Raw genomic sequence first — 848 nt, 5'->3', positions numbered from 1 at the left:
GCGGGCGCCAGCGCGCGGCCCGCGCCGAAGAGCGGCGCGAGCACGAGTTCGGCCGCGCCCTCGACCACGGCGCGCTCCCCGCCGGGGGCGACGGCCACGGGCACGGACGCCGGGAGTTCGGCGCGCACGCCCCGTACGTAAGGGTCGGGGCCGGCCAGCACGGTCCGGCCGCCGAGCAGCACACGGTCGATGTCCAGCAGCTGGACGAGGTTGGCGGCGCCGACGCCGAGCAGGCGCGCGGCGAGGGCGGTGTCGCCGTCGGCGACGGCCCGCAGGCACAGGACCTCCAGGCAGCCGCGTCTGCCGCAGGGGCACGGCGGCCCGTCGAGCCGCAGCACCTGGTGCCCGAACTCCCCGGCACCGGTCCGGGCGCCCCGGTGCACCTCGCCGCCGAGCACAAGTCCGGCGCCCAGGCCGGTGCCGAGGTGGAGATAGGCGAAGGAGCCCGGCTCGCGCGGGGCGGACCGCAGGAGGCCGAGCGCGGCGGCGTTGGTGTCCTTGTCCAGGACGACGGGCAGACCGGCGGGCAGGCCGGCGGACAGACCGGCGGACAGGCCGAGCCGCCCGGCCAGCGCGTCCCGCAGGGGGAAGCCGCTCCACTGGGGGAATCCGGTCACGTCCCGGAGGACGCCGCCGGCGTGATCGAGCGGCCCGGGCGCGGCGACGCCGACGCCGAGGAGGGGAGGGGCGGGATCGCGATCCTCCCCGCCTTCCAGCAGCGCCCGCACCTCGCCCACGACCACGTCCACCAGGGTTTCCGCTGTCGCGCCGGGCGCGAGCGGCGCCGTACGGGCCGCGACGACCGACCCCGCGAGGTCCACGGCCGCGACGGTCACCGCGTCCCGCTC

General features: G+C 78.9%; 1 protein-coding gene. It reads right to left on the bottom strand.

The genetic code is table 11. The features are described from left to right. Positions 1–848 (bottom strand): ROK family protein (locus tag K6I33_RS35375; RefSeq protein WP_229358879.1); only part of this gene is annotated, 848 nt, incomplete at both ends.

The sequence above is a fragment of the Streptomyces sp. UNOB3_S3 genome (assembly GCF_020740895.1).
Classification (GTDB): Bacteria; Actinomycetota; Actinomycetes; order Streptomycetales; family Streptomycetaceae; genus Streptomyces.
The sequence above is the reverse complement of the archived record's forward strand: the minus strand, read 5'-3'. Positions and strand labels throughout refer to the sequence as shown.